This window comes from Blautia fusiformis, assembly GCF_020686995.1.
In the GTDB taxonomy this organism is placed as follows: domain Bacteria; phylum Bacillota; class Clostridia; order Lachnospirales; family Lachnospiraceae; genus Blautia_A; species Blautia_A fusiformis.
Genome location: NZ_JAJEPT010000003.1, coordinates 129911 through 152283, shown reverse-complemented (window position 1 = coordinate 152283; position 22373 = coordinate 129911). Strand labels below are relative to the sequence as shown.

18 protein-coding genes and 2 pseudogenes are annotated in these 22373 nt (G+C 41.7%); 2 read left to right on the top strand and 18 right to left on the bottom strand.

Annotation, left to right across the window (positions count from 1 at the left end; all coding sequences use genetic code 11):
• Positions 1-49: 49 nt before the first annotated feature.
• The 17 genes and pseudogenes from LKD46_RS04235 to LKD46_RS04155 all read right to left on the bottom strand — a co-directional run bounded on the left by LKD46_RS04235 (position 50) and on the right by LKD46_RS04155 (position 19363).
• Entirely contained in the window at positions 50-223 is a 174-nt protein-coding gene (locus LKD46_RS04235) for a DUF4250 domain-containing protein (RefSeq protein ID WP_044961487.1), read from the bottom strand.
• A gap of 287 nt (positions 224-510) precedes the next feature.
• On the bottom strand, positions 511-3093 hold the full coding sequence (gene clpB / locus LKD46_RS04230) for an ATP-dependent chaperone ClpB (RefSeq protein WP_092068413.1): 2583 nt from the start codon (positions 3091-3093) through the stop codon (positions 511-513).
• Between the two features lie 463 nt (positions 3094-3556).
• The gene (locus LKD46_RS04225; RefSeq protein WP_227573846.1) at positions 3557-5296 is read right to left on the bottom strand and encodes an ABC transporter ATP-binding protein; all 1740 of its coding nucleotides are present in this window, start codon (positions 5294-5296) and stop codon (positions 3557-3559) included.
• 1 nt (position 5297) lies between these two features.
• Positions 5298-7052, bottom strand: coding sequence for an ABC transporter ATP-binding protein (locus LKD46_RS04220; RefSeq protein ID WP_227573845.1), 1755 nt, complete (start codon positions 7050-7052; stop codon positions 5298-5300).
• 176 nt (positions 7053-7228) lie between these two features.
• Positions 7229-7858 (bottom strand): TetR/AcrR family transcriptional regulator, encoded by a 630-nt coding sequence (locus LKD46_RS04215; RefSeq protein WP_227573844.1) that lies wholly within the window; start codon positions 7856-7858, stop codon positions 7229-7231.
• A gap of 116 nt (positions 7859-7974) precedes the next feature.
• Complete coding sequence (locus LKD46_RS04210; RefSeq protein WP_227573843.1) at positions 7975-8910, bottom strand: acyl-CoA thioester hydrolase/BAAT C-terminal domain-containing protein; 936 nt, start codon at positions 8908-8910, stop codon at positions 7975-7977.
• Positions 8911-8923: 13 nt separating this feature from the next.
• Positions 8924-9730 carry a class I SAM-dependent methyltransferase gene (locus tag LKD46_RS04205; protein WP_227573842.1) on the bottom strand — a complete coding sequence of 269 codons (807 nt, stop codon included), beginning with the start codon at positions 9728-9730 and terminating at the stop codon, positions 8924-8926.
• Positions 9730-10509, bottom strand: coding sequence for an alpha/beta fold hydrolase (locus tag LKD46_RS04200; RefSeq protein ID WP_119234210.1), 780 nt, complete (start codon positions 10507-10509; stop codon positions 9730-9732). Before LKD46_RS04200 ends, LKD46_RS04205 begins: the two co-directional genes overlap by 1 nt.
• Before the next feature lie 71 nt (positions 10510-10580).
• Positions 10581-10742 (bottom strand): annotated as a pseudogene (locus LKD46_RS04195) (ketopantoate reductase family protein); the annotation flags it as partial.
• 453 nt (positions 10743-11195) lie between these two features.
• Positions 11196-11300 (bottom strand): annotated as a pseudogene (locus LKD46_RS16850) (TnpV protein); the annotation flags it as partial.
• 85 nt (positions 11301-11385) lie between these two features.
• Positions 11386-11973, bottom strand: coding sequence for a cytidylate kinase-like family protein (locus LKD46_RS04185; RefSeq protein ID WP_015527242.1), 588 nt, complete (start codon positions 11971-11973; stop codon positions 11386-11388).
• A 13-nt stretch (positions 11974-11986) separates the two neighbouring features.
• Positions 11987-13354 carry an MATE family efflux transporter gene (locus LKD46_RS04180; RefSeq protein WP_227573841.1) on the bottom strand — a complete coding sequence of 456 codons (1368 nt, stop codon included), beginning with the start codon at positions 13352-13354 and terminating at the stop codon, positions 11987-11989.
• A 213-nt stretch (positions 13355-13567) separates the two neighbouring features.
• A complete protein-coding gene (locus LKD46_RS04175; RefSeq protein WP_227573840.1) occupies positions 13568-14881 on the bottom strand; it encodes a sedoheptulokinase in 1314 nt (437 codons plus the stop codon).
• 63 nt (positions 14882-14944) lie between these two features.
• A complete protein-coding gene (locus LKD46_RS04170) occupies positions 14945-15697 on the bottom strand; it encodes a response regulator (RefSeq protein ID WP_227573839.1) in 753 nt (250 codons plus the stop codon).
• Complete coding sequence (locus LKD46_RS04165; protein ID WP_227573838.1) at positions 15690-17273, bottom strand: ATP-binding protein; 1584 nt, start codon at positions 17271-17273, stop codon at positions 15690-15692. Before LKD46_RS04165 ends, LKD46_RS04170 begins: the two co-directional genes overlap by 8 nt.
• A gap of 85 nt (positions 17274-17358) precedes the next feature.
• The gene (locus tag LKD46_RS04160) at positions 17359-18006 is read right to left on the bottom strand and encodes a potassium channel family protein (RefSeq protein ID WP_118063961.1); all 648 of its coding nucleotides are present in this window, start codon (positions 18004-18006) and stop codon (positions 17359-17361) included.
• Between the two features lie 19 nt (positions 18007-18025).
• Positions 18026-19363 carry a TrkH family potassium uptake protein gene (locus LKD46_RS04155; RefSeq protein ID WP_227573837.1) on the bottom strand — a complete coding sequence of 446 codons (1338 nt, stop codon included), beginning with the start codon at positions 19361-19363 and terminating at the stop codon, positions 18026-18028.
• Positions 19364-19669: 306 nt separating this feature from the next.
• Here LKD46_RS04155 and bioB point away from each other — a divergent pair, with 306 nt between their 5' ends.
• Positions 19670-20641, top strand: coding sequence for a biotin synthase BioB (gene bioB / locus LKD46_RS04150; RefSeq protein ID WP_227573836.1), 972 nt, complete (start codon positions 19670-19672; stop codon positions 20639-20641).
• 101 nt (positions 20642-20742) lie between these two features.
• Positions 20743-21288, top strand: coding sequence for a biotin transporter BioY (locus LKD46_RS04145; protein WP_015527251.1), 546 nt, complete (start codon positions 20743-20745; stop codon positions 21286-21288).
• A gap of 80 nt (positions 21289-21368) precedes the next feature.
• Here the strand turns inward: LKD46_RS04145 and LKD46_RS04140 are convergent, their stop codons facing one another.
• On the bottom strand, positions 21369-22256 hold the full coding sequence (locus LKD46_RS04140) for a putative ABC transporter permease (RefSeq protein WP_118753015.1): 888 nt from the start codon (positions 22254-22256) through the stop codon (positions 21369-21371).
• Positions 22257-22373 lie beyond the last annotated feature (117 nt).

The window sequence follows — 22373 nt, the reverse complement described above, 5'->3', positions numbered from 1 at the left end:
GCTTCGTTTTTTTATTCGAAACGGGTACTTCTTTCTGTTCCTGATTTTCTTATACAAACTGATTCACAGCCGGATCATAAGCATAATCGATCATGTCAAGCTTATCCTCCAGTTCTTTCCGGTTAAGTCCTCTGTCCTCACAGAAGGCATCCAGGGATCTGTAAAAATCCCGCAGCTGTGTATTTACGTAACTTAAAAGCATTACCGGGTCCTTTGGTATCATAATCTGTTTCCATCCTTTTATCTGATATTTATCCAATATCCCAGATGCTGCTGGATAGCTGTCTGATCTGAAATATCAGATTTACTATCTTACCAATTTTATTTTTTGTCAAGAGCCAGTAAAAAAATTTTTCAGGATTTTTTATTTCTTCAGTATCTGATAAAAATATTCCATTCCTTGTCCAAAAAAAGAACTGCCTGGTTCCGATTTTCATCCTGAAATGGATTTCTATCAGAACCGACAGTTCTTTTTCTTGTCAATCTATCATAACTTTATGGAGTTATTTTTTACTTCGTGCTGACGGTAAACGCTCCGTCCTTCACATCCAGCACAATGGTATCTCCGGCATGCACATCACCGGAAAGGATCTTCTTGGCTGTCAGTGTCTCCACATAATTCTGGAGATAACGCTTCAGAGGACGTGCGCCGTAAACCGGATCATAACCGTTATCCACTACCATCTGTTTGGCAGCATCTGTAAGCTCCAGAGAAAGCTCCTGGTCAGCCAGACGGTCGCTGAGCTCTTTGACCATAAGATCTACGATCTTACCTACATTATCCTTGGTCAGCGGCTTGAACATGATGATCTCATCCAGACGGTTCAGAAATTCCGGACGGAAGTGACCACGAAGATCATTCATAACCTGTTCCTGTGCTTCCGGTTTGATATCTCCCTTCTCGTCGATACCGTCAAGAAGGTATGGAGAACCAATGTTGGAGGTCATGATCAGGATCGTGTTCTTAAAATCAACCGTACGTCCCTGTGAATCCGTGATACGTCCATCGTCCAGTACCTGCAGAAGTACATTGAATACATCCGGGTGAGCCTTCTCGATCTCATCAAAAAGAACAACACTGTACGGTTTTCTTCGAACGGCCTCTGTCAGCTGTCCGCCTTCCTCATATCCGACATATCCTGGAGGCGCTCCGATCAGACGGGACACGGAATATTTCTCCATGTATTCACTCATATCGATACGGACCATATTCTGCTCATCGTCAAACAGTGTGGCAGCCAGAGTCTTGGCAAGCTCTGTTTTACCAACACCGGTTGGTCCGAGGAACAGGAATGAACCGATTGGCTTTGTGGGATCCTTGATTCCGGCTTTGGAACGAAGGATCGCATCTGTTACAAGACGAACACCCTCATCCTGTCCTACTACACGTTTGTGCAGCTCATCCTCAAGGCCCAGCAGCTTGGTTCTCTCACCTTCTGTCAGCTTGGTTACCGGAATACCGGTCCATCTGGAAATGATACGTGCGATCTCATCATCCGTAACAGCCTCATGTACCAGGCTTCTGTCACTCTCCTTAACCTGCTTTTCCTCAATCTCCAGCTGCTGCTGAAGCTTCGGCAGCTCACCATACTGCAGCTCTGCTGCTTTCTCCAGATCGTAATTCTGTTTTGCTTTCTGGATCTGTTTATTGATATCCTCGATCTGCTCACGTAATTTCTGAAGCTTCTCTACAGAATGCTTCTCATTATCCCACTGAGCTTTCTGGGTATTAAAAGTATCTCTCAGCTCTGCAAGTTCTTTCTGCAGATCAGCCAGACGCTCTTTACTTAAGTTATCAGTTTCTTTTTTCAGGGCAGACTCTTCAATCTCCAGCTGCATGATCTTACGTCTCTGCTCATCCAACTCTGTCGGCATGGAATCCAGCTCCGTCTTGATCAGCGCACAGGCTTCATCAACAAGGTCGATGGCCTTATCCGGGAGAAAACGGTCTGTAATGTATCTGTGTGAAAGTGTGGCAGCTGCAACCAATGCACTATCTGTGATCTTAACACCGTGGAATACCTCATATCTTTCCTTCAGGCCACGGAGAATGGAAATGGTATCTTCCACTGTCGGCTCATTTACCATAACCGGCTGGAAACGACGAGCAAGTGCAGCATCCTTCTCAATGTACTGTCGGTACTCATCCAGAGTTGTTGCACCGATACAGTGCAGCTCACCTCTGGCAAGCATAGGCTTCAGCATGTTTCCTGCGTCCATGGCACCGTCTGTCTTACCTGCACCCACGATCAGATGAAGCTCATCGATAAACAGAATGATCTGCCCTTCGCTCTTCTTCACTTCCTCAAGTACTGCTTTCAGACGTTCCTCAAACTCGCCACGATACTTGGCACCTGCAACCAGCGCACCCATATCCAGGGCAAAAATCTTCTTATTCTTAAGGCCTTCCGGTACATCTCCTGCCACAATACGCTGTGCCAGTCCCTCAATGGCAGCTGTCTTACCGACACCAGGCTCACCGATCAGAACCGGATTGTTCTTGGTCTTACGGGAAAGAATACGGATAATATTCCGGATCTCCATATCACGGCCGATCACCGGATCAAGCTTCTGGTTCTTCGCCTTCTCTACCAGATCCTCACCGTATTTATTCAGGGTATCATAGGTTGCCTCCGGGTTGTCACTGACAACTCTCTGGTTTCCTCTGACTGTAGATAATGCCTGAAGGAAACGCTCTCTGGTAATCCCAAATTCATTGAACAGCTTCTTCATGCTCGGGCTTGGATTTTTCAGCATGGAGAGAAACAGATGCTCAACCGATACATACTCATCTCCCATAGCCTTCGCTTCATCCTCTGCACTGACCAGTGCCTTGTTCAGATACTGACCAAATCGAAGCTCTCCACCGGAAACCTTAACTCTGGCATCCAGTGCCCTCTTAACTGTATCAATAAAATATTCCTTCTGGATTTCCATCTTCTCGATCAGCTTGAGGATCAGGCTGTCCTCCTGTGTCAGCAAGGCATACAGAAGGTGTTCCTCTTCGATCTCCTGATTGCCATATTCATAAGCAATCTTCTCAAGATCCTGGACAGCCTGTACGGATTTCTGTGTAAATTTACTGATATTCATAGGCTTTCCTCCTATTCTATGAAAAGCATTTCCGACATTCGCATACCGGAAATGCTGTGCTTTTTTCTTGTTCTAGGAGAACTATAACACTATTTGTTAGCACTGTCAAGAGGTGAGTGCTAATTATTTCATAAAAATTTGTGACCCGTAAAATAAAAAAATAATTTCCGTCTTCAGCCCTTTATGTTCTTTTGTTGGAAGGTGTTTCTTTACGAGCTCAAGTTTCAACTCCTTACTATACTGTTTCCTAGACATAAAAATATGCTCCTCATATGATAGATTTTTGGATATTTCCATTGTCTACCATATGGGGAGCATATCAATCCAACGGTTTTCAGTGCTTTTTTCATATTACTTTATTGAATATCCCTCATTCTGCCTATATAAGTGAAACTTAGCGAAACTTAAATTAAATCTCTTTCAGACAATTCAATTTGGATATTCACCAACTGTGGATTATTTCTCAGTGCACCAGTTTCCAACTTACCGCCTGCTGCCTTGCATCCACAAATCTCTTATAAATACCTTCCTGTTTCATTAATTGCTCATGTGTTCCCTGCTGTGCAATTCTTCCTTTTTCAACAACCACAATCTGGTCTGCATGTCTGACTGTTTTTAATCTGTGGGCAATCATAATAATCGTTTTTTCCTTTGTAAGTGCATCTACTGCATCCATCAGCTCCTTTTCATTCTCCGGATCAACATTTGCCGTTGCTTCATCCAATATGACGATTGGCGCATCCTTCATAATCGCTCTGGCTATCGAAATACGCTGCTTCTCACCACCGGAAAGTGTGGCTCCTCCTTCTCCGATCACTGTGTCATATCCATTCGGAAGTTTGCTGATGAAATCATGACAACATGCTTTCTTCGCCGCTTCCACCACTTCCTCATGGCTTGCATCCTGACGTCCGAATTTAATATTATTCTCAATGGTATCTGCAAACAAATACACAGACTGAAATACAAATGAAAAATTACGCATCAGACTGTTCATACTATAGTCTTTTACATTCACGCCTCCAAGTGTCACTTCCCCGGAATCCACATCCCAGAATCTGGCAATCAGATTGCAAAGTGTTGATTTTCCTCCACCAGACGGTCCAACGATTGCTGTCGTCGTTTTCTGCGGAATAGAGAGCGATATATCATCAATGATCTTCCGTTTGTCATAAGAAAACGAAACATTAGAAAGTCTGATATCGTAATTTTCCGGCTGTATTTCTTTACCGTCGATATCCATGGTATCCAGCTCCAATATTGCATTTGCTTTATCTACACATACGCTTACCACATGTAAAAGAGATGAATAATTTCCTGCACATTCCAGACTGGCATAAAGCATAAATGCTGAAATTGTCATACCGATCGCATAGACCGCACTCATAGTTCCATTAATATAAAAATATGCACTGCAAGCCACGATCACAGCACCTGTAATTTTGGTTATCACACTTTGCAGAAAATGATAGGGCACAAACAGCATTTCCATCTTTGTATTGATCTTTTCACATGCTTCATTTGCATCATTTAATCTTTTCGCCTGTTTCCCAAGCAAGTTATATGATTTAACTTCTGATATTCCCTGCAGATACTCCATGATCTGGTTTACAAGCTCCGTATCGCATACCACTTTTTGCTCTGAATCTTTTTTACCCGCATTCTGCATCACAGAATTGACCCCAAAGAAAATAAGTACTCCTGCTGCAGCGATCAGTCCGATTCTCCAGTCAAAAAGAAACAGCATAAGAATGATCATGGATGTTTCCAGAATTCCCTGCATTGTCAGCATAACCACTCTCGCAGCCACATCGCCAAGTATTTCCATTGTATTCGTCGTAATAGAAGAAATTTCCCCGATGCTGTTGGCATTAAAATATCCCATCGGCAGATAACGCAGATGCTCTGCAATCTTGATTCTCATAAAAGCACTTGCATTATATCCTCCCTCTGTCTGAAGCACTGTAGAGTATCTCTTGCAGATTACGTCGACTACAATTGCAAGAACCATAATCGCAACGGAGCCTCCAATATATTTTCCTGTCGGTTTCCCACTCAGCAGACCAATCAGTATGTACATAATAGCCGGAATCTTCATTGCTGAAGCAAGAGCCTCTATGAGTCCGATCACTATCGACAGTTTAAATTTATTGCCATTTTCCCTGCCTGAAAAACGAAAGAATTTTGCCAGAATCCCAAACATATCATTCTCCCTCCTTCACCGTATCTTTTACAGAAATATGGGCATTCCACATTTCCTTATAAAGCGGGCATGACACCAGAAGTTCCTCATGTGTGCCATGTGCTGTTACATTTCCATCATTTACAACAAAGATCTGGTCACTGTCCTTAACAGTAGAAAGTCTGTGTGCTATTACGATCAGGGTCTTCCCTGCTACCAGTTTTGCGATAGAATTCTGCAGAATTGCCTCATTTTCCGGATCTGTGTAAGCAGTTGCCTCATCAAGGATCACGATCGGAGCATCCTTTAACATTGCTCTTGCAATGGAGATACGCTGTCTCTCGCCTCCTGACAGATGTCCTCCTGCACCCCCTACAACCGTATCAAATCCGTTCTCAAGCTGCATGATAAATTCATAGCATCCGCTTTTCTTTGTCACCTCGATGATCTGTTCATCTGTAGCCTCCGGATTTCCCTGTCTGATATTTTCACGTACCGTTTCATTGAACAAATAATTATCCTGTGCAACATATGCAATTTTCCGATTAAAATCTGCAAGCGACATTTCTTTGACATCAACTCCACCGATTTTAATACTTCCGGAATCCACATCCCACAAGGACGCAATCAGCTTTGCGATGGTCGACTTGCCGCTTCCGGAAGGTCCTACGATTGCATTTACCGTTCCTGCTTTCAGCTCCATAGTTACTCCATGCAGAATCTCTTTGTCGTGATAACCAAATCTGACTTTTTCAAGCGTAACGGAATTATCTTTGGGAGCTCTTTCACTTTTCTCCGGACGTTCAAGCTCCGGCTGTTCCAGAATTCCTGCCACTTCACCGACGATTACTCCAATTTTTCCAAGATCATCTGTGTAAGATCCCACTGTAATCAACGGTCCAACGATTCCAAGTGATAAAATAATACAGATGACAAAATCTGAAATCGCAAGTGTTCCATTGGCTACATAATGTGCCCCAAACGGCAATACCGTAAGAAGCGTATAAGGTGTGACCACCATCATCAGTCCATGAAAGATCGAGCACCGTTTCATCCAGGAAATAAAGGAATCTGCATAAGCCATAGCCGCCTTTGTAAATTTTGCATAAGAACTTTCTGTCTTTCCAAATGCCTTGATCACTTCGATTCCGTCAATATATTCCACTGCCGCGTCATTCAGATCTTTTGTTGTCTGAACCGTTCTCTCGAAGCTTGGTTTATAATCCAGCATCATTCCAAAATAGGAAAGAAATCCCACTATAACCGGCACCAATGACCAGAGTGCCAGTCTCCAGTCTGTCAGGAAGAAATAAATCAAAATCACAACCGGCGCCAGCAGATTTGACGTGAATTCCGGGACAATATGCGCCAGTGTTGTCTCGATACTGTCGATTCTTTCCACCATGATATTCTTAAATGTGCCGGAGGATGTATCCTTTACATAACCAAGAGGTACCCGTGCCAGTTTGTCACAGCAGGATTTTCTTATATTTGCGAGTACTGCAAACGTCGCTTTATGCGACAATGCTGTCGAGAGTGAATGAAGCAATTCTGCAATGATAAACGACAATGCGATCAGAACCGCTTTTGCAAGATATGTTTTAAACTCCTTTTCACCATTTAAAAACAGCTTTACTACATCTGCAATAATAAAATACGGCAAAATCTTAAAAATCACATTTCCTATTGCAAGTAACACACTCCATACATAGGCAATTCTTTTTTGTCCGGCCCATGTCAGGATCCAGCTGACTGCCGACTTCTTTTTTTCTTTCACATCCATTCACTCCTTACTTTCGTTTTATTGTTATTTTTGTTAGTTCTATCTAACTTATGTATGATAAAACATGCGGCCTATTGGCACCAGCCACCTGATATTATTATCCTGTCGGATTCTCGTTCAGAAATCCAGAACATGCAACACATACATTCTATTCCGGATTCTTACATCAGTTATACCGGAAACTCAATATTCCACAATCGTTCCCAGCCACCTGTATTGAATTCTTTCAGCTGATGCACATTTTTCTTTGCAGTCTCTCTATCTATATCATGCTCAATGATCTGAAATACTGATGAAAAAAATCCCGTATAGATCATATGCATAAGGCTTTCCTCTACAATCGGTATTTTCACACCGTTCTCTTTCATCTTTTCCATATAATTCAAGCTGGACTTCATTTCCCGCTCTACCATATTGTGTATGAATAGTTCAAATTTTCCACTGTCTCCGCATTTCAACAATAATCTGAAATTATCATAATGATCATAGATATAATCAACCATCTTCTCCATCCCATCACTGGATGTATCCGACATATTCCTTGTCTGATCACTGGCAGAAAGCTTTTCAAACTCCTCAACGATCTGGTCATAAATCTGATAAATATGTTCCATATAAGGATCCGTCAGTGCATCAAAAAGTGCCTCTTTCGTCGGATAATATTTGTAAAATGCGCCAGTAGTAAGCCCTGCATCTTTTACAATATTTCTTAAAGATGCTCCTGTCAAACCATCTTTCAGAAAATGTTTTCTGGCTGTATTTAATATATTTTTTTGTGTATCTTCTGCTTTCGTCGACATGCTTTTTGTATCCTCAAAATTTTCTTTTCATAAATATAACAGTGTTATATATCACTGTTATATTTTAACTCATTACAGGAATTTGTCAAGTCTGCTGTTTAGATTTTCTTTATCTTTTATCTATCTACTCTTTTCCATTTTGCAACAGCATTTCTTACCCGCCAGTCAATATCCAGACGTGCTCTGCGACATTCTTTCGGATGTTTTCTTGCTGCCTGAAATGCCAGTTTCACAAAGAGTCCGGATCCAACCGGGAGCATTGTCTTTAGCATGCTCTCCGGAAAAACGAAATGGGTTCCATGCTCATAAATGACATAATCCAATCTGCATGTGTGTGAATGTTCTTTCATACGCTGCTTCATACGGCGGATATATTTTGCAGTATCCCACAACACATCATCTTCCGCACCAATCAGCAATAACGTTCCATGGATTTTTTCAATCTTGATCATCTCGTCTTCTGTGATTGGGTGAGCCTTTTCCGAGTCATCAAACAGTTTTCTTGAATTAATCATATCACCGGTCCGTTTTGTTTCTTTCTTAATCACATGCCAGTAATCCGGATGTTTGTAGCAAAATGGCATATACGGAAGGGGTTCTCCTTTGTAAGAAAAAAGAGATTCTCCTTCAATCGGCCATTCCTTACAACCATCTTTTTTGCCCTGCATAAATCCCTGCCAGATAAAATCACTCGGTGTCAGACCTATCGTTAATATAATATCCTCAAAATAAGAAGCGGCAGTCAATGCAAGTGTTCCTGTAGTAGATGCCCCGACAATTCCTATCTTCTGATCACCATGTGCTTTTAACCAATTGATTGCTTTCTCTATACGTTCCAATGGATAATTATGATGTCCATAATCTTTTTTTCCAGGTGACATTGTCATCACATTCACACCGAGTTTATGTAGCCATTTCACGGATGTACGCGCCAGATAATCCTCTGGATCATCCCCGATCATGGCAATCATTGCACAGTCTGATCCTGTTTTGCATTTCCAGTATGCACCATAAAATCCATCTGTTTCCACATCAAAATGTCTTTTCTTCATTTGTATCATCTCCTTAATATCGGCCACGTTTCTCCAAAACTATTATTTTGTTTGAGATATTCCGAACGATTTGAATCTTTCCTATCACACGATAAATCGGCATAAGCTTTTTCATTCCTTCAACCAGACTGACTTCCTGTTGAACAGAAAATCCCGGCACAATTCTTTGCAGTTCTGTTCCGTTCTTAACTCCCCATGTGAATTTTGCATTGCTTCCCTCTATGGATTTTTCTTTCACATGGTTTACAACAAAAGGTGACATGGTTTCGACCATTACGGTTACTTCCTGAAATGATTTTTCAATAATAAAAAACATCTTTCTGATATCTTTTTCACACAAATACATTGTAAGCCCTTCGATTATTACCAGAACATTCTCACAGTGATAATCTATATCATCTACATAGGAATCATCCATTGCAGACTTTGCAATCTGATATATCGGACCTGTTTCTGGAAGAAATTGCCGCCTTATCTTCATAGTCTCCGGCAAATCTATATTGTACCAATGCAGATATTTCCCTTTCATTCGATAACATCTGGTATCCAGTCCACATGCAATATTTATAACAATTGTATTTGCATTTTTCTCCAAATATTGCTCAACCATCCGGTCTAATACAATTGTTCTTGCAATCACGCCATAGTTCATGGTTTTATCTTTATCCGCTTTAGAAAAGTCATAATCAAGATTTTTCACAAGTTCTACTGCAATTTCGTCGTTTATTTTAGCATTTTTCTTTCTTGTTTCTTTTGCTCTTGCATACAGAGTCTGTACCATCGTTTCCGGCACACCTGTCACATTCACTTTTTCTTTCATTATCTGTCGCCTTCCACTGCCTTTCTTACTTCTTCCACCCACTCTGCACTATGACAGCAAAACAGTTCTTCATGCTGCATGTTATGTCTCCGAATATCCGGATTTTTAAAATAAGTACAATATCTCTTTTCATATTTTCTGCCCATCTTTGTTGCGTAAAACACGTGTATCGTAGTTCCCGGCACATCAATTCCATGCTGGACTTTCGTAACCAGATCAGAATAAAACTGATTATAAACACTCTGTTTCGTAATCCATGGATTTCCTCCCTGCTCAATGCCGAACATATTTAAAAATCCATCAATCATTTCTTTCTTTGATTTATCTGCTTCATTTATTTTCTTTTGCATAAATTTAGGCAATTTACCAGTATGTACCATTTTATACATAATCGGCACAACTACAGATGACTGAATTTTCGCCATAAACTGACCAGCTTCATCCATATCACTGCTCCCAATGATGCCATGATCTATATGAATTCTTTTTCGCTGAATCAAAAGGGATACAAAACTTCCTCCAAGGGAACACCCATACGCTGCTTTAATTCTTCCATCATACTTTTTCTTGATTTCCTGCTCAATCTTTTCGCATTCATCTTCCATTGAATAAAATTCTGTTTTCTCATTTGGATCAAATCCATCATAAGAAACTGTTACCGTGTAAAAATAAGAATGTAATCTATCCAGTATATGATCAAAGCTACTATACAGGCAACAGGTACCAGGAAATAAAAATATCACTGGTTTACTACTGTCTCCACTTTCATAAAATTTCATATCTGGCCTCCTTTAGTTTTTTCATATAAGCATAAAATTGCTTATGCAGCTCCCTCATTTCATCTGGTGCCTGCCCGCCTTATGTTCTGGTTTTTCTTATAAAGCAGTCCATTTTTCTTTAAAAACTCAAGTCTTTTACCTCTGGCATAAATACTCGTATCATAACCAGTTTCTGCAAATAAGACCGCATACAAGGATCCAATCACACCTGCACCATAAATCAATATTCTCATAGAAATCCGTCCTCTTTTTCATTTTCAAAAAAACTGCCAGTGTTTATGTTAGCAATATCTAACTCTCGTTTTCTAAAAAACCGCGTGAAAACAAAACTGTAATTCCACACGGTTTCTTTTCTTATGCATTCAGTATATCACTTTTACCTGGTTAATCAACCAAATTTTGTCTTCATAATATTTAAAATTTCATGTTCATGCGCATTATATTCACTGCACTTGGAATGCAATTTATACCCTCATCTGGTCATTAAAATAATAATTTACATGCTCCCCCACTTCCTTTCCAGACAGAAAAAGACGCAAGCCATATTCTTATGACTCACGCCTTTCTGCATAACTTACTTTTCTATTCTTCTGTTTCTAATTCCACTCTCTTTAAAATATCTCTTACAATACCTGCATCTTCAATCAGATTAATTCCAAAACATTTTTTACCTACGTCCTTCAAAGACGCACCAACATGATATACTTGCCAAGTTGCTCCATCTGCTCACCGGATTTATAGGTGAGATTCAGGATCAGATATCCATTTACATTCGTGTACGTTATATAAATAGGACATTCGCAATCCGCTTTCGCTACTTACTCATGAATGCTCTCATCACATTTTCTTTAATCCACTTTCACCATGAGGATTTCATTATTTACTACATTCCATAACAAGCTTCTCACATCTGCCATATCCAAGCTGTGAACTATTCAGACACAACGTATAATTACTGGCCTTTCCCCATTTCTGATCGGTGTAAAAATTATAATTCGTCATACGCCTTTTATCTGTATCTGCCATCATTTTGACAGCTTCCTTCTCTCCTACATTATACAAACCCATAATACGCTGTGTTTTTTCCGGCATATTCCCATGGATAAATACATTCAGTACATCATCCCTATCTTTCAGAATATAATCTGCATTTCTTCCGATAATTACACAAGATTCCTTATCAGCCAGTTCTAAGATAACCTTTCTCTGTGCCTCATACACCATGTCTTCTACTGATTTTCCTGTGATATCACGTCCGGCAAATGCATATGCAAACAAACCTTTTTTCGGAGACAGTTCCGCACTTTCCTGAATATATTCCGGAGATAAACCAGACTTTTCTGCGATCTCATTGATAATGTTTTTATCATAATAAGCAAGTCCCAATTTCTTCGCTAATTCTTCTCCGATAAAGCGTCCGCCGCTTCCAAATTCTCTACTGATCGTAATGATTCTTTTTGCCATTTCCAATTCCTCCTTAATTCAAAACATCTACTTTATTTTTTCTGATTCTCTTTAAAAACACATATCCTACAAAACAGGAAACTATTTCCGTGATCGGAAATGCCCACCAGATCAGTGAAACTCCCATCTGATCATTTCTGACAAACATAGAAAAGATTCCAGCCAGCGGCAGGATAATAATAAACTGTCTCAAAAGCGAAATAACCAGCGATTCCACACCACCATCCAGTGCCTGATAAATGCCCTGATAAGCAACATTGATTCCTGCGAACAGGAAACTTATAGAGATCACTCTCATTGCTCCGATAAAATATTCTCTCGACTGTCCCGCATTAAACAGCGTTGCAAATGCCCCAGGGAAAATCTCTGTGATTGCAATTCCCAGAATCATTAACACAATTGTATAGATCAGACCATATTTGATCCCATCCTGAATTCTCTTCTTACTTCTCATTCCATAAGCAAATGCAATGATTGGGGTGATTGCATCTCGCAGACCAAAAGCAAGAAACAAAACAAACTGCTGTACCTTATAGAACAGACCATAGGCCGTCTGTGCTGACGGATCGAACTTCAGGATCAGGTTCATTACATAAACCATAATGGACATCAGCGCCTGAGCAATGATTGCCGGAAGTCCGATTGCATAGATCTCCTTGATAATTTCGCCATCCGGCTTCATATATTTCGCCCCATGCTCGAATTCCTTATTTAATTTGATATGAAAAATGAGCAGTAATACTGCTGATGCTACCTGTCCAATTACAGTTGCGTAGGCTGCGCCATTCACTCCCATTTCCGGGCAAGGTCCAATACCGTAGATCATGATCGGATCAAGGATGATATTTACAACCGCTCCAACCACCTGACCAATTGTGGAATAAAGAGAACGGCCTGTTGCCTGGAGTAACTTTTCAAATAGAGAAAAGAAAATAATACCAAAAGAAATTACGCAACATATCCTCAGATAGCTGACCCCCATCTCAAGTACTTCTGTATCTACTGTCTGCGATGAAATATATGCTTTCACCCCAAAGATACCAAACAATAAGCAAACCGCATAAATGATCACTCCCAGAAACAGACTGTTTCCTGCTACCTTTGCAGCTTTTTTACTGTTTCCCTGTCCAAGTGTCCTTGCAAGAAGTGCATTGGTTCCTACACCGGTTCCAATCCCCACTGCCACCATAAGCATCTGCACCGGAAATACCAGTGTCAAAGCATTTAGTGCTGCCTCACTGCCTGCTTTCATATTTCCCACAAATGCACTGTCTACAATGTTATAGACTGCCTGCAATGCCATAGATAGGATCATCGGGATTCCCATCTGGATCATCAGCTTATTTACCGGCATCTCCTTCATCTTGTTGCTTTCCGCCATTTTGTTTTAACTCCTCTCTTCTTTTTGTCACAAAAAAAGTGCGCACCCTGTCATATAAGCTGGACTTACGCTGACACGCTACACACTTTTTCATGGCGATATTCATTTTTGTAAAATGAAAACGAGTAGCCGGTAAACTGGATTTACGCTTACTTGCTACTCGTTTCTTGTAATTATATTGCCTCTTTTTCAAAAAGTCAAACAAAATTTTTCTTACATTGCCGCAACCAACTTTCCCGCAGTAAGTGCAGCTCCATATGCAGCCTCTTCTTCATATTCAGGAATCTCCATCGGCATTTTGAACATTTCTTCTGCCAGTCTTCTCATCAGCGGGTTTCGGCGAATTCCGTTTCCGGAGCCAGTCAGGCGTGTGGCCTTTTTTCCGGTGAGCTGACACATCTGCTCATACTGCTCATGCAGTTCGTTAAGGATCCCACAGATCACACCGACCGTCAGTGCACCAGGATGAAAATTCTCTACACCGATTCCTGCGATCATGCCCGTGTGAGACGGATCACTTCTTGTCCCTGAAAAAGCTGTATCTACTTTCCATGCAGCTTCTTTTCCGTATGTTTCAATAAATTTTTCTGCCTGCTCCTGCATCCGGGAATACAGTCTTTCTTCAGTTTCTGCAGTTTCTCTGTAAAACTGTTCCAGCATCGCATACGCACGACCACCGCACAGGGAAGCTCCCACGAGGATATAGCTGTTTTCGGTACAGGGGCGAAGCTCCACACTGCCGCTGCATTCTATAAACTTCTCTGTCACTAAGGAAACCTGGCTGCCGGTTCCCACATTCAGGAGTACGGTATCTTTAAGATCCCGGACGGAACCAAACAGACTCGCCTGATTGTCACCGATCGATCCCATTACCGGCACACCGGCTCTTGTTTCTCCGACTAAAAAATGTCCCTTTCTTACTTCCGGCAGATAAAAAGTATCTACGCCGGCCTGCTCCAGGGCTTCATACAGAAACTCCTGTTTTCGCAGGTCAAAGCAGCCCCAGCTTGCCGCCATGTCAAGTCCGATAACAGGGACAGTATTTTCACACAGCCGCATAGCAATATAATCACTGATCGTCGTCATCCTTACAGCATCCTTCGGGATCTGATCTTTCTTCTGAAGATAAAAATGTGTCACTACACCATATCCGGACGCTGCCGCACCTACTCCCTGCAAAAGCTCTGCACAGGTTTTTCCGTTTTCCAGCGGAATCTCTCCGCTTCCATCCTGCCAGGTATAGAGAGGACTCACTGCCTTGCCGGAAGCATCCACATACAGCATTCCATGCATCTGCCCTGTAAACCCTATTCCATCTGGCAAACCATTCTCCTTCTGCTGCTTTATAAGAAGCTCCCGGACGATTTCATAGATCCGTTCCGGATCCTGCAGCTTCTGTTCCGGCTTACTGCTCCGCAGAAAAGAATTATGCTCCACTGTTTCCTTTGCAAGCAGCTTTCCCGTTTCTGTATCTGTCATTACGACACTGACTGTTGTTGTGCCGATATCAATCCCCATGATCTTCATCGTCTGTTTCCGTCCTTTTCTGTGATCTTTACTATAGAAAAAAACTGTCATCATATGAGATGATTATATTATCGTTTGAGGATTAATGCTATCTTTTTTGGTTTCCTGCTCAGTTTTCTCGATTCTGAGCATGCGATATCCGATTCCTATGTGCGTCTGGATATATTGTACACCGTTTTTTTCAGGCTCCAGTTTTTTCCGCAGTGTTGCCATAAAGACCCTGAGAGAAGCAACATCGTTTTCCGAGCAGCGTCCCCAGATCTGCTGAGTAATATATGTATGTGTCAATACTTTTCCAATATTACGGGATAAAAGACAGAGCAGCTTATACTCAATGGGCGTCAGATGCAGTTCTCTATCCTTCAGGAATGTGCAGCCAGCCGTATAATCTATCTTTAATCCTCCATTTTCAAAAACAGAGGTTTCCGGCTGTTTTCCTGCCTGCGTTATGGCAAGCCGCCTTTGACTGACACGGATACGCGCAAGTAATTCTTCTACTGAAAATGGTTTTGTGATATAATCATCTGCACCCGCATCCAGTGCCTCTATTTTGTCCATATCTTCACTTCTGGCACTGATCACGATGATCGGCATATTCGACCAGGTACGGATTTTCTTTATTACCTCTACTCCTTCCATATCAGGAAGGCCCAGATCCAGAAGAACGATATCCGGATTGTGTGATGAAGCCTCCAAAATGGCTGAAGCTCCATTTTCTGCAGCCAGATATTTATAGTCATGTGTTTTTAATGTGGTAACGATCAGGTTCCGTATGGGTCTGTCATCCTCAACCACCAGAATTAATGTCTTATTCATTTAATGTCACCTCGCTTAATGGTAAAGTAAAAGTAAAATTACATCCATGCGGAGCATGATCTGAAAGAACCAGTGTTCCATCGTGAGCTTCTATGATAGAGCGGCAAAGTGCCAGGCCAAGCCCCAGACTCCGTTGGCTGTCTGCAACGGTTGTTTTCCCTGTATAAAACATCTCAAAAATATGTGGCTTCATTTCATCCGGGATCCCGGGGCCGTTATCTTCCACGCTTACCTGTGCTTTCCCGGCTTTTTTGAACCCCCGAATGCTGATGACAGAGCCTGACGGCGTATATTTTATCGCATTATCGATCAAATTTACCAGAACCTGTATAATAAGATGCACGTCCATACGTGTAAGAACAAGTTCTTCACAGTCCGCCACGATCTTATACTCATCATGCTTCCGGCTGATATGTCGGAGTGACTCTGCTATTACCTCATCCAAAAGCTGATCCGTAAATTTAAACTTCAATCTTCCATCATTGAGCCTGGTAATGGAAAGCAGATTTTCCACAACTCCGATCAGCCACTCTGAATCCTCATGAATGTCCGTGTAGATCTGATACCTTGTAGCTTCATCCAGACGGTCACTGTTACTGAGAAGCATATCTGCATTTCCGGAAATAGAACAAAGCGGAGTACGCAGGTCATGGGAGATTGCCCGAAGAAGATCGCCACGCAGCTGCTCATTTTTTGCTAAAACCGCATTTTTTTCTTTTTCTATGGCATTTTGTACATTCTCCATTGCAAGTGCACATTCATTTATTACAGACAGCAGGATGCTGTATTCATAAGAGTCCAGTGTTTCTTTCTGCAGAGGGATCCCGATTACGCCATAAACATTATTCCCGCTTCGAATTGCCAGATATAAGCATTTTGCCTGTGAGAAATACTGTGTGGATGCGCCGGCACGCTGTCTGTTTTCATAAGTCCATCTGGCCGCCTGTTGTTCTTCCTGTGTCAGAAAATCCTCTGTGCTCTCTTTTTCCCCGGAAAAAAGCTTTCCTTCTGATAAAGTTCCATTTTCCACAACATATGCCGTGATGCTGCGGTTTAACAGGCGTATCAGCTGTGTACAGGTAACTCCGAGGATTTCTGTCTCACTTTTTGCCTTTTGCAGCAGACGATCCGTATCAAACAGAACCTGTGTGCGAAAGGCAATCTGTGAAGACAGCTTTGCATGCATTTTCAGCTTTGCCGCAAGGGTTCCTGTAAGTACGGACGAAATAAGCATTATGAAAAATGTCACCGGATATCCCACCGCATATGTCTCAAAAGACATCCTTGGCTCCATCAGGAAAAAGCAAAATAAGAATACACTTAAAAAGGAGCCGGCTACACTGCAAAGATAACCATCTGTCACGATCGAAGTGATCAATACGCCCAAAATGTATATCGTTACAATATTTGTATCTGTAAGATCCAGTTTCTGAAACAGCAGGCCGATCAAAGTGCATACTGCAAATATAAAAACCGTCAGCAAGTAATCTTTTGCAGACGGTTTTTCCACATACCATGCAAATGGCCGTTTCGGATAGGTTCTGTTTTTTACTGTATCCTCCATTTTCAAGCTCATTCTGTCATTCTCCTTCTACTGCTGTTTTCTGGAATTATATCACGCAGCTGTTCTGTGGTCAAAATTTTTTCTTCATGGCAATGAGCTATATGCGGAAGCACTTCTGAAGAGCTCTGTATTCTCCTAATACCAGTAATTTATCATTCTCTGCAAAATATGTTTCCGGTGAAATTGCAATACTGAATTCCTCTTCATTTTTTACTGCCAGGATATTAATATTGTAGCGTTTTCTGATGTCAAGTCCGCCCACTGTTTTTCCAACCCATTCTTCCGGCACTTCCACTTCAAAAATTGCATGGGAAGCGTCCACCTCCATATAATCCAGGATATGATCATCTGTATAACGGATGGAGGCCCATTTTGCCACCTGCTTTTCCGGATAAACTACCTTATCGGCACCATTGCGTAAAAGAAATTTTTCCTGAACATCACGTTCAGCTCTGGATATCACCAATTTTGCGCCCAGTTCTTTTAGAAGGGATGTTGTTTCAAGAGAATTTTGAAAGCTGTCTCCAATGGTCACAAAACAAATGTCGTAGTTTCCAATTCCAAGGGACTGTAAAAATTCAGCATTGGTACTGTCACCAATCTGAGCATTCGTCACAAACGACAGTACTTTGTCCACTCTTTCTTCCTTCCAGTCAACTGCCATAACTTCATGTCCCAGCTGATTGAGCTGCATGGCAATATGTATTCCAAACCTTCCAAGTCCAATAATCAATACATTTTTCATAATATTATTTTTCTCCTTCTTATCCAACTGTGATTTTTTCCAGAGGAAGCTTTGCATTTCCCTTATTTCTTCCGGAAAATACCGCATAGATCAGGGTCAGACCACCTACACGTCCCAAGTACATCAGTATGATCAACACGACTTGTGAAAAAATATGAAGTTCCGGTGTAATTCCCAGAGTCAGACCTACCGTACCAACAGCTGAAGCAGCTTCGTACAGACAATCTAAAAGTGGAAGGCCTTCGTACACACTGATCGCTATTCCGCCGCCAAAGAACAAGGCAAAATATAACATGGCTATTGTCGCTGCATTTTTTATCACATGATATTCAAGTCTTCGCCCAAAAGCTCCTGCATTTTCCTGACTTCGAAATGTCGCAATTGCATTTAAAATAAGTACTGAAAAAGTTGTTGTTTTCATTCCACCTGCTGTAGATCCCGGTGAACCACCAATTAGCATTAACAATATCATAACTGCTTTTGATGCCTCACTCATCTCTGAAATGTTTATAGTATTAAATCCGGCAGTTCTTGTCGTTACCGATTGAAACGTTGCTGCTAACAGGCGTTTTCCCATGGGTAATTTTGTCAGATCACAGATATAGAAAAAGACTGCCGGAAATAAGATCAGACATGCGGTAGTCATGAGAATGATCTTGCTTTGCATGCGGTAGCGTTTAAAGTTCAGTTTGTTTGTATAAATATCATCCCATGTGAGGAAACCGATTCCTCCTGTAATGATCAACAGCATAATTACCAGATTTATAAGTATATTTCCTGAATACCCAGTCAGCGATGGAAACATACTGGAATCTGTCCCCAGAATATCAAAGCCGGCATTACAAAAAGCAGAGATTGAATGAAAAACTGACATCCAGATTCCCTTTTTTCCATAATCTCCCATAAAAACCGGCAGCAGCAACACCGTCCCTGCAGCTTCGATCAAAAATGTTCCCCTCAAAATAAACCTTGTCAGTCTGACGATTCCTCCAACTTTAGGTGCTGAAATTGCATCCTGCATGGTGCTTCTTTGCATGAGGGATATTTTCTTTCCGGAAAGAAGGGAAACAGACGCAGCCACAGTCACTACTCCAAGCCCACCTGTTTGTATGAGTGCAAGAATGATCGTCTGGCCTGCCAGGGACCAGTAGCTTCCAGTGTCCTTTACCACAAGACCTGTAACACATACCGCCGAAGTGGCTGTAAAAAGTGCCTCATGAAATGGTGTGATCACTTTCTCCGCAGAAGAAAATGGAAGCATCAGCAGAACGGTTCCCAAAAGGATCACTCCTGCAAACCCCATGATAATCAGCTGAAAAGATGTCATATGTTTTTTCTTATATGATTTTTCCGGCATAAATGATCAGAACTCCTTATCAATACTTTTAACAGTGCTATCCTCGTAATGCATTTTATTATATATAACTACTTTCAAAGATAGTATAAAAGTCTCTGCTTTCGTATTAAGATTTTATAAAGATATGATATTGAATTGAGAATTATTTTAACCGAATCAAGGAAATTACCTGCTTTGATAAGTCTAAGCAATACCTTAATACTACAGTTTTTAATTGTAAACTCATTTTATATTTATGGTTGACAATAGATATTTCTATGTGATAAAGTGATACCCGTACAAAAAAATCAAAAGGAAGGTATTGACATGAACACTGCAGCATGCGAAAAAGAAGCTCCATCGCTTTCCAGAGATGAAGCCATTGCAATTTTAGATACTCCGGACGAAAAACTTGAGGCACTGATCGACCGTGCCAGCAGTTTACGTTACAAATATAAGGGAAACCGGGTAAGCATCCACATCCTTACCAATGCCCGCAGCGGTAACTGTTCCCAGGATTGTGCCTACTGTGCCCAGTCATGTCGTTCCACTGCCGATATTGATAAATACAAATGGGTAGATGAAGACAAATTATATCAGGACAATGATTTCGTAAATGATTATCATTTATCCAGACATTGTATCGGACTGAGTGGTATGAAATTTACAGATAAAGAAATCGAGGAGCTGGCCCGCAGGATCCGCAAAATGAAAGAACACGGAACTCATCTCTGCTGCTCCATAGGCTTTCTCACAGAGCACCAGGCAAAAATGCTCAAAGAGGCTGGTCTTGACCGGATCAATCATAACCTGAACAGCAGCCGTTCCTTTTATCATAATATCTGCAGTACACATACCTTTGACCAGCGTGTACGGAATATCCATATGCTTCAGGGACTTGGTTTCGAGATCTGCAGCGGCGGTATCATTGGCATGGGTGAAAGTAAGGAAGACGTTGTTGACATGCTTCTGGAATTACGTGAGATCCAGCCGGAAGCACTGCCGATCAACTTTCTTCTTCCGATCAAGGGAACTCCTCTCGGAAATGCAGATATTTCCCAGCTGACAACAGAATACTGTATGAAGGTCCTCTGCCTGGCAAGACTTCTTGTACCTAAAGCAGATATCCGATGTGCTGCCGGAAGAGAAATTTATTTTAAAGGCGAAGAAAAAAAACTGCTCAGTGTTGTAGACTCTATTTTTGCTTCCGGTTATCTTACAGAAGGTGGTCAGGGAATCGAAGACACTCTGAAAACCATTACGGATGCAGGATTTACCTATGAGATTGAATCTGCGTAAGCATCCTTATAGACATATGACCTGTCATACACACTTACAGCATTTCATTGCTTACCCGAACCAGTAAATATATTACCTTTTTCAAAGGAGGCTCTTTTAATATGAACCAGACAAATACTGTCTCTGCACCACGTACAAAAACCTACGAGATCACCATGACCGCTCTTATGGCAGCTGTCACCTGTATTCTTGCGCCGCTGTCCATTCCAATCGGTCCGGTTCCGATCTCATTTACCAATCTTGCCATTTATCTGTCCCTGTATCTTCTCGGATGGAAAAAAGGAACCATCAGCTATCTGATCTATCTTCTGCTTGGACTTGTAGGTCTTCCGGTATTTTCCGGATTTACCGGCGGCCCTGCAAAGCTGGCCGGTCCTACAGGCGGATACATCATCGGCTTTATCGTTATGGCTGTTATTGCCGGACTGGTAATTGACAACTGCCATAAACCTCTGATCCAGCTCGTTGGTATGATCGCAGGAACAATTGTATGCTATCTTTTCGGAACTGTATGGTTCTGCATCGTTGCAGATTCCACTTTCAAAGCAGCTCTTGGAATCTGTGTAATTCCGTTTATCCCGGCAGATCTCATAAAAATGATCATCGCCATGATCATCGGACCAATGATAAAGAAACGAATCCGATAAGCAGAAATTTTGATACTCCAAAAGAGGCAGCAGGAAATTTCCAACATTTCCTGCTGCCTCTTTATCGCGTTTCATTTTTCTTATCTGAGTTTTTTCTTCAGTTCCTGGATCAGTTCAAAATAATCTCTGTGCTTCATCTCCGGGAAAGCCTTAATGATTCTTCCCTGACCGAATACCGTATGGTTTGTGATAGAGCTTGACAGCTCATCAAACTGTGCCTGAAGCTCCGCTTTCTTCATCCGAAGCATTTCGGCAGATCTTTCTTTCTGAGCCACAGTCGCATCTCTGAGCTCTGCCTTAGCAAGAGCAACCTGAACCTTTCCTTCTCCCACCTTCTGTGCTGTATCAATGGTAGTTGTTGCCAGAGTATCACTGAGCTTATCACTCACGATCCGCAGATCCGCACGTACCTTATCCAGTCGGGTAAGCTTCTTATTCAGTCCGCGGATCACCGCCACTGTTACAATAAGATCAGCCAGATACACCGCATACAGAATTGCCATAACAACCCATTCCAGTGTGGAAGGTGTATGAGAAGCCTGACGCTCCACATACTTCTGAAAAACCTTTACGACCATCACAATGGCAAGTCCCCATATCAGGGAAAACTCAAGACAGATATAGCCGTGAAAATTCAGCGGCTTATTTGAATAATCCCACCATCTTGCATGGAAGCATACATCCAGAAGCCATCCGGCAACCAGCTCCACCGCAGTTGCAAGAACGATTCCAAACAGAAAGATCATTCCCTCACTCATCTGATGTCCGCCGCTCTGAAGCGTATTAAGCAATGCAAACACGGAAAGTACACCAAATCCATACACCGGGCATACCGGACCGTTGAGAAATCCCCGGTTTATAACCTTTCCTAAGGTTACTGCATGGAAGATAACTTCAACGACCCATCCTCCAAAAGAATAAAACAAAAAATACAGACATATCTGAAAATACGTCATCCCGCAAATCATCCTGTCCTCCTCCTTTACAGCTGTCAAGATTCCGGCAGCTATTTCAGGGTCAGTACCATCACCTCTGCCGGGGTGATTCTGATTATATCATATCACCCCTCTCATTTACATCCCTTT